The organism is Nocardiopsis sp. CNT312 (genome assembly GCF_000515115.1).
GTDB lineage: Bacteria > Actinomycetota > Actinomycetes > Streptosporangiales > Streptosporangiaceae > Nocardiopsis.
Map to the genome: position 1 here is coordinate 186,699 of NZ_KI911536.1, position 9,087 is coordinate 195,785.

Genomic DNA, 9,087 nt, shown 5'->3' on the forward strand with positions numbered 1-9,087 from the left:
CGGGTGTGGTGGTGTCCGGTGTTGTTCCGGGGTGGGGGTTTTCGGGGAAGGGCAGGTCGAGCAGGCCGTTGGGGTCGTAGGGGAGCTTGGTGGAGCGTCCGAGGAAGGCCAGCGGGTTTTGGCCGTCATCGGGGTGCTTGGGGTCCAGACCCGGCAGCGATGGCGGGGTGGTTTTGGGGTCGAGCGGGCTCCAGCGCTGGATCGGTTCCGGTTCGCCGCTGCGAGGGTTGGGGACGGTTCCGTTCTCACCCAGTGACCACACTGGGTCGTCGTGGCCGTTCCTCGGTTCGTGCCCGTTTCGGTCACGTGAGGCTCCGTTGGCGTATTCGGCCGTGTCGGGGAGATCGGTACGCATGATGCGGACGGTGCTGTGCCCCGAAGGGCCCGCCACCGGAGCGTCGTCGGTGCCGTCGCGATGGAACCACTCCAGGTCCGTCTCGCTCTCCGAACGGCCCTGGTGACTCATGAGCGTCCGCCACCGGCTCTTGAGGCCGTCGTACTCCTCCTGGAAGCGCGCTCTGTCGCCGCTCAGATGGCCGAGGCGGTCCTGCACTTCCTGTCGCGTGGTTCGGAGGTCGCCCGCACGGGACTCCACCCGGCCCAACCCGAGGCGGAGCGCGTGCCGCTCGTCGGCGGCCTCTCGCAGGTCCGCCCTGGCCTGTTCGGCGCGTGCGCCGGCGTCGCGGGCCGCCGCGGCGAGTTCGGCGGAACGCTCGGAGGTGCTCTCCCGATGGGACCGTGCCCGCTCCAGGTCCTGCCCGGCCCGCTCGGCCTTCCCCCTGGCGGCCTGTTCGGCCCGCTCAGCTCTCTCTGCCTCGCCACGTGTCCGCTCGGCCTCGCGCCACAACGCCTGGAGTTCCTGCCGAGTGTGCTCCTCATCGCGCCCGCGCGCGGCCAGGGCCTCGGTCAGGGTGTCCGCTTCCCTGCGGGCCTCGGCCAGGGAGCGTTCGGCGCTCTCGGCCTCCCGCTGCCGGGCACGGGAGGCGTCGTCGAGGTGTCCGATGTCGGTGTCCCAGGCGTGGAGTGCCTCGGGAGCGCTCTCCCCGGGATGCTCGTCCCACCGTCTCTCGTAGGCTTCGCGGGCGCGTTCGCGCTCCCTGACCGCGCTGCTGGCACGCGACTGCAGTTCGGGGAGCCGCTCGACCAGGTCGTTCAGGCGCCGCCGGTCGTGTGCGTCCTGTCGTTGCCGTTCCTGGAACCGGGCCTGGGCCTCGTCGTGGCTTGTCTGAGCGTCGTGGGCGGTGGCGGTGGCCCGCGCGGCGTGTTCGGCAGCGGCGACGGCTTCCGCCTCCAACGCTTCGTGGTGGGAATGGGCCTCATCGGCGGCACCGGCCGCATCCCGTGCCCGTTCCGACGCGGCGTCGGCATCGGCGCTCGCCTGCGTGGCTTCCGCGTCGGCCCGTGCGCTCTCGGTCCGCCTCTGGTCGAGAGTGGCCTCGACCTGGGAGAGCTGGTCTCTGATCCGGCTCTGCTCCAGTGCCAGGCCTACGAGCTCGGCGTCGGTGGCCTCGGCCCGCTCCTGGAGCGGCCCCATCACGATGTCGAGCCGTGCGATCTGAGAGGCGAGTGCGCCGCCTCGCCGCTCCAGATCGGCGATCTCACGAGCCGCTTCGGCGAACCGGTCCGAGACATCAGCGGGTGGGGTGTCGCTGCCTCGGTCCGTGCCGCCGGAATCCTGATCGAGTGCGATGTTGAGTTCGGAGGCGAAGCGGTCGGCCAGATTCTCCTCGTCGCGGTCGGTCCTGGCGGCTGTCCGTGCAGTGCCGTCGGGTTCGGCGGCCTCATCGATCGTCTCCAGCACAGGACCGGAGGCCCGACCACCGCCGAACCTCCCCCCGCCGTTCTTCCGGCCCGCGAGACCGCCACCACGGATGCCCTGCTTGCCTCTGGCGTCGCTCTCCGAGGTGTCCGCGGGGTCGGCCGTGCTGGTGGGCACGGGGGCGGGGGTGTCCGTTCCGGTGTCCCGTTCGGGTGCCTTGCCTTTGCCCTTGGGGTCCTCTGGCTGCGCGGCGGCTTCGCGAAGCTCGTTCAGGGCCGCGACCCAGCGGTCCGTCACCTCTTCGAACTCGATGCGGCGCTGGTCCTGGACGGCTTCCAACCGCTCGTACTCCTGCCGCGCCCGAGGGTCCTCGGGGTTGGCCACGTATTCGGCGGCCACGGGCTCCAGGGACCTGCGCGCCTCCAGGTAGGCCATCTCCGCGCCGCTGATCTCCTCCTGGACGCGGTGCAGCTTCGCGGCCAACGGGTTCAGACGGTCGGAGTGGTCCTGGCCGATGAGCCCCAGGCGGACCGCGTCCCCTTGGGTGATCCAGCCGCTCACCTTGGTATCGGTGTGTCCGGCCTGCCAGCGGGCGGGCCGAGGGTGCTGTTTGCCCAGCACCTTGCGCACGCCGTCCTTGACGTATCGCGCCGCCCTGCGGAAAGCGGATCCGCGCAGCTCTGACCTGGCACCGATCGCCCACTTGGCGTCCAGCTCCACCAGGAGCATGGGGCCCAGACGGCCGCGTGTGAAGTCGGGGGCGTCTGCGGGGTGTGCGCCGCGGTTGTCCCCGCCCCCCGATACCGAGGTGGACGTTCCCGAGGCCGAACTGTAGATGTTGGCGGTGTGGTTCTCGTAGATCGGCGACTGGTCGCTGCGGCCCGCCGGTCGGGCGTCGAACGTCTTGGAAAGGGCGCTCGTGTGCCCGAAGGACGTCGATGTGGACTCGTCCTCGTTGTGGAAGTCGTTGATCCGACCGCTGGGGGCGACGTCGAGGATCTTCGCGGAGGAGCGGTCCGGGAGCGCCTTGAAGGTCCACTCGGTCCGACCGATCCGGATCAGGTCGGTGTTCTCGTGGGTCGCCTGAGCGTAGAGCGCCTTGAGCGCGATCTCGTTGAGGCTCTGGTCGATGGCGTTGTAGCGCGTGTTCAGGCCCAGCTTGTGGGCGGTGTGCTCGCGTGCCGACCGGATCGCCTCGGGTGTGTAGTGCCCGTCCGCCACCGCGTTTGGCGGCGGCGTCCAGCCCAGGGACCTGGCCACCACGACGTGTGCGGTGTCGCGCACCTTCTGGCCGCTGTTCTCGACGGCGGTGGGCACCACGAGCGGGTAGCGTTCGGGGGGTTGCCCCTCCGGTGTGTTGTTCCGCGTCCACGTCCGCATCATCTCGTTCAGGGACGCGTAGACGTCGTTGACGGGGCGCTCCGGTGCTCCGGTGTCCCCGGTACGCTGCCCTCCCTCGCTGCTTGCACGGTCCGCCCGGGGGTGGGTTGCGCTGGTGGAGGTGGTCAGGGGGGGCTGGGGCCGGTCTCCGCCTTCCTCGCCACTGACGCGGTCGCCGAGGATCTCGACGTATGAGGTGGGATAGACGGTCTCCACACGGCCCGCGTCGCCGCTGCCGCTGAACTCGCGTCGGTCCGTCGCGGCGGGCTGTTCGTGCAGCACCCGGTTGGCCAGGTTCTGCTTCGTGGAGAACTCCAGGTCGAGGGTGAGCCGAGTGTTCTGGCTGACCTTCACGTAGGGGGTGTCCAGGGCCAGGTCGACCAGTTGCGACTCCTCCTGCGACTCGGACTCCGCGACGGTGCGCGAGCTCCCCTTGCTCGCGTACGCGGCCGGCCCCGTGATGTAGGGGCGGCTTTCGTTCGGTGACTCCGAGATCGGACCGTCGCCGCCGGGGTGGAAGGGCATCGGGGTGAGGAGCATGTTCTCCGTGCCCACACTGCTGGAGGGGGAACGGGAGGTACTCCGCCCCGAGGACACCTCCCACTTGTGCTTCTCCCGGTACTCGTTGCTGTTGCCCAGGTACTGAACCTCGGTGTCGGAGGTGTCCAGGCGCACGTGGACGGTGGCGTCCAGTGCCAGCGGGGCGGTCGCGGGAGAGTTCAGGTGGGCCAGCGACTGGTCGATGGCCCGGACCCGCACCGGGACGGGGATACCACTGTTGGGGACCTGGCCGAGCTGTGAGGTGAGGGTGTGCAGCACGCTGTTCCTGCTGCCCACGGTCAGCTCCCACCCCTCCGAGGCCAGGTCGTCGACCAGATTCTGGAGGGCGGCCCCGGGATCGGCGGGCTTGGTGCGCTTGCCCGAGTTCTCGAACCCGGGCCGTACACGCACGTTCTCCGGTGTTCTGGGTTCGGGCTGGGACTCCAGGGCCAGTGCCCCGTCCCTGTCGACGACCCTGTCCTCCACCATCCCCGCGTGCATGGCGTCGCGGACGTGGACCAGGCCCGACAGCAGGTCGGAGACGTGTGCCTGCCAGCCGCGGAAGTGGGGGGTCCCGGGGAAGGTCGGTCCGATACTCCAGTTCTTGACGAACTCCAGGGCCTGCTTGACCGTGCCGGAGGCGGTGAACGCGTACGACAGCGGAACCTTCGGCAGGAAGGAGATCTGCTGCGAGTAGGACCTGTTCTCGCTGTGGCCCCACGATCTGGAGAAGAGGCTCCGGCCCGCGCTCGGCCCCAGGAAGGGGATGGGCTTCAGGCCGTCGTTGCTGGTGAGCGGCTGGTTCGGGTCGGGGCCGTCATCGGGCCGCGGGTTCCAGTGGTTCGCCCACCCCAGGCCCACCGCGTTCAGGTTGACGGGCCATGAGGTGACCGAACCGTTGGACAGGTTCAGGGTGGTCCTGTCCTCCCAGATGACCATGGCGTTCGAGTGGGTGAAGGTATCGACGGAGGTGATGTCGACATCGGTGGCCACCGTCGCGCGTACATCGTGCGGGGACCAGAAGCCGCCACTCGTCTCGAAACGGACCCGGCTCCCGTTCTTGGCCGCGGCCAGGACCTGGGGGGAGACCGCGGTGGGCAGGAGGTCCTTGTTGCCCTGCGCCCTTCTGAGGAAGTGGTCCAGCTTGCGGCTGAGCCCGTCGTGCAGCCGCCTTTCGCGGTAGCCCCGCGACAGGGCCTGGTAGGTCTGTTCGAGGATGTTCGTGATCCGGTCGTCGCTCTCGGTGCGAAAGTGCGTTTCGAAGCCGTAGACGCTGGCCGAGAGCTTCTTCATCCGTTCCGCGCGCCGTTGTGTCTGGTCGCTCTCACGCGTGGGGGTGGTGGATCCGGTCTGCTCCGTGTTCTCGCGTGGGGCGGCTCGGTTGCCCTCGCGCGGAGTGGCGGTGGAGGGGCCGACGTCCTCCGCGGCGTTGGATGCGGTGGTCCCGGTGTCCTGGGCCGCGTTCGTCCGAGCGTCGTCCCGGGGGGTGGTCGCCGTGCTGTGGCTTGCGGTGTCCGTCGGAGGGGCGGGTGTCTGCGTTCGGTCGCGTCGCTGCCAGAAGTCGCGCCGCCTGCGGACGGCGTTGGCACCGGGCTCGGTGCTGCCCTTGATCATCCGCTCCGCCTGGTCGTGCGGGAGCGGTTGGATGTCCCGCGCTCTGGGGCTCCACGCGTCGGAGCGTCCTGTGGGCCCCGAGGCCACCTCCGTCGGCGTCTCCACGATCAGTCGGCTCTGGAACGGCGCCTCCAAGAGGGGGACACCCCGTTCCTCCAGTGGGCGGTCGCCTCCGAGGGTCCTGCCGATGTCGTCGTACTCGTACAGACGGGCGTCGAACGTGGTCGATGAGTGCCACACGTCCGACTCGTCCAGGAAGTAGACACCGGTCTCCGACCAGTGGTTGAGTTCCTGGCTCCGGCTCTCCGACCGCGTACGCCCGCCCGACAAGGACACCGATGGATAACCACCTCCGTCCGGAAGGTCGCTCACGTCGTAGTTGTCGCTCTCCCAGATGAACATTCCGCCGCCCAGAGCCACGGAATGGCCGTGCTGCTCCCCCTGTCCGCTCGACCGGCTCGCCGCGCCCCTGAGCTCCCCGCCCAGCCACCCGTCGATGCGGCGCACGTACTGCAGCCGATCGAAGCCCGCGGTCAGACGCACCGTGACGAACTTGGGCCGGACGAGTTTCTCGTTGGACCTGAACAGCGAGGCCGGGTTGACGGCGGCGGGTTCGTACAGGTCGACGGTGACACCGCCTCTGGCCAGATCGTTGAGTCCGCCGCGGAGCCCGGCCTCGGAGATCGTGTCCAGGATCTTGAGCGTGTTGAAACGGGCGATGTCGTAATTGCGGCGCAGCGGGCGGTGCTCGCGGGGCGACCGATCGAAGTATCCCGCCTCCTCGTGGCCCGGACGCTGGGCGTAGTCGTCCTTCCCTCTGGCCAGCTCAGGCAGAACCAGGCCCGGACGGCGTGCGGACAACCCTTCCAGGATGTTCAGTGCCAGGGCCTCGTAGACCGTGCGCGCCTTCCCGTCGTCGCCGTCGTGGTAGTGGGCCCCGTCGGGCCAGGCGAAGGCGCGCGGTGCCGCTCCGGCGAAGTGTGTGGGGTGGTCGATCGCCAGGTGGTCGAAGGGTGGACGCGCGGGGGGCTGAGTGGCGGGGGAACCGTCTCGCCTCGTCGGAGTGCCGGTCTCGGGCGCGTCCTCTCTTGCCTTGCCCTTGCCGGTGTCGGTCGAGGGCTGCTGGTCCGTTCCCGTGCTCTCGGTGTTCTGCACCTGGCTCGGAGGAAGGGGCGGGTGCTCCCCGGTCAGGACACGGGAGTCGTTGCTGGACAGCAGTTCCACCGTGTCGCCGTGGAACCTGTAGGTGTTCGGGTCGCCGTCGAACTGGACGTAGTAGTTGCGTTCGACCTCATAGGCCGACATGTCGTTGGGGCCCAGGGTCATCCAGTTCGCCGATCCGGCGCGGGCGGTGGCGTCGCGCTCGGACCCCTGCACGTTTCCGGAGTATTCGAGGAAGGGGGCGTCGATGCGCCCGGCTCGCACCCCCGAAAAGTCGACGCCCAGCCCCATCCCTGCGCCGATTCCGAAACCGAGCGTGTTCTTCTTGCTCAGGTTCGTCTCGGCCGACTTCGCCGAGACGTTCACCCTCGTGTTGTAGTTGGGCTGCACCGCGTGGCCCCGGCGTGTGTAGTCGGTGGGTACCGACCACATGGTCATGATCCGCCTCGTGCCCGTGATGTCGGTGAGATTGATCGGTACGGGGCCGCCGGTCATACGGGGCAGGCGGTTGCGTAGCGCGCTCTTGGAGAACTCGCGCCTCACCTGTTTGTCGATCTCGGTGCGCCGTTCCGGCCGTGGGTCGAGGAACGACGGCGCCAGGGTGTCGCGTATCTGATCCCGTGTGCGCTGTGGTTGGCCGACCCCGTTCAGGTAGTCGGTGACCCACTGGTTCAGGGTCTTGCCGCTGTTGTCCCCGATGCCCTGGATATCTCCCACGCGAATGACGTGTCCCTGGCCCGCGCGCGGGTCGATGGCCAGGCGGCCGTCGTCGTCATGGGCCGGAGCGAACGGGTCGCGGAGCCTGATCGAGGCGGGACCCGTGCTCGCGGTGACGGTGTTGGGCGTGATCATGGCCAGCCCGTTCTCGGACCGTACGGTCACCGGCCCGGCGCTGTCGCCGTCGGTCGACGTGACCGAGTCGGTCGGCCTGATGTCCACCGTCATGTCGAGGTCCGCGACGAAGACCTCCGGCTTGCCCTTGATCTCGTACAGGGAGGACATGTCGTTGACATTGGACACGGACTGGTTGCTTGAGCGAACCCGGGTTCCGCCGGAGACGCGTCCTCTCAGCCGGGGCCCGACGCTGTTGCCGCTCGGCGTGGCGTCGACGTAGAGAGGGCTGACCGTCAGCGCCGCGCCGAGCGATTTGCTGCCGCCGTGCACCCCACTGGAGTTCTGGGAGATCGGTTCGCCGGTGACATCGACGAACTTCAGTGTGGAACCGCCGGAGGTCTCGTCCAAGGTGGTCGGAACGTGGAAGAAGTCTCCTGAAGAGGGCCGCAGCGAGACGTCGACCTGCCATGTGCGCCCGTCACCGCCGGTGGCGGTGAAGGTGTGGCCCTCGTCGTCGAAGAAGGCGTGCACGTTCTTGTTGATCTGGTCCTTCACCTGACGGCGCAGGTCGTCTCTGGCCGCTTGGTCCATGCCGTGGCGCAGATCCGCCGCACGCTCGTCGACGAACGCCGGAAACTTCTCGGGAACGATCATGTAGGTCGGCAGTGTGTGGGCGCCCAGCAGATAGCCGAGGTCGTAGGCGGTTCCGCTCCGGTCAGGAACCGGCCAGCCCTGGTAATCGCTGAGGCTGGGCGGAGGCGGGTGCTCCTCACGGTCATGGTCGCCGTGGTCGGTCCGCTCGCCGGTGGTGCCGTCGTGGTCGTTACCGGTCTCGGTCGTGTCGGTGCGTTCCGGGGCGGATTCCTCCAGAGTCCGTGTACGGGCCTCCGTGTCGTTTTCCTCGCTTCCCGGTCCGCTGTCGGCGGCCTGGGTGGTCAGGGGGGATCTGTCCTTCTCCTTGGCCGGTGTGCCGCTTCCGCCCCCCGGTTCGTTGCTGTCCTTGGTCTCGCTGCTGCCTGGCAGGGCGTTGTTCGTGGCCGGTCTCCGGTCGGTGGTCCCGGTTCGTTCACCGGTGTCGGCGGAGCCGGTGGTGTGGGTCCGGGGTGCGCCGGTCGGAGTGGTGTTGGTGGGGGTGGCCTGTCCGGCGGGGGGTAGCGCGGTGGTGCTGTGTGCGGGGGTGATCTCGGGGACGATGAAGGCGCTGGTGCTGTCAGGTGCCCAGTGCAGGGGTGAGGAGGGGAGGGGAGCGGTGCCCTTGGGGCCGAGATCGAGGCCGGTGAGGAGGGGGTTCTTGGGTTCGATGAGGTTGAGGGGCAGGGGTGTGCCGGTTCTTGGGGTGGTGGTCCTGCGGGGGGTGGGTGCGGTGTCGGTGTCGGTGTCGGTGTCGTAGAGCGTGTCGGTGTCGGTTTCCGAGGCGCGTGCGGGTGGGCGGGGGGTGTCGGACGTCTGGTCGCCGGGCCGGGGTGAGGTGGTGCGTTCGGTTCCTGTGTTGGTGGGGGCGTCTTGCCGGCCGGTGCCTGTGTTGGTTGTGGTGCCTGTTCCCGGTCCGGTGGGCGCGGGGTAGTTGGGGAGTTCGATACCGGGTGCGATGTCGGTGAGGGTGAAGACGCTGATGTCGGTGTTGTCGTTGGCCCAGGGCAGGGGTGAGGTGGGGAAGGGGAGGTTGGTTTTGGGGTCGAGGTCCAACCCTGTGAAGGGGTGTTTGGGGTCGAGGGGTCCTTGGAGGGGGGAGGGCGCTGTGCGGGGTGTGGCGGGCGGGGTGTCGTAGAGGCTGTCGTCGAAGTAGGGCGGGGCGGTGG

Annotated in this window: 1 pseudogene; it reads right to left on the bottom strand. The window is 69.0% G+C overall.

The window, feature by feature from the left end:
- Positions 1 to 9,087 (bottom strand): annotated as a pseudogene (locus B042_RS23770) (hypothetical protein); the annotation flags it as partial.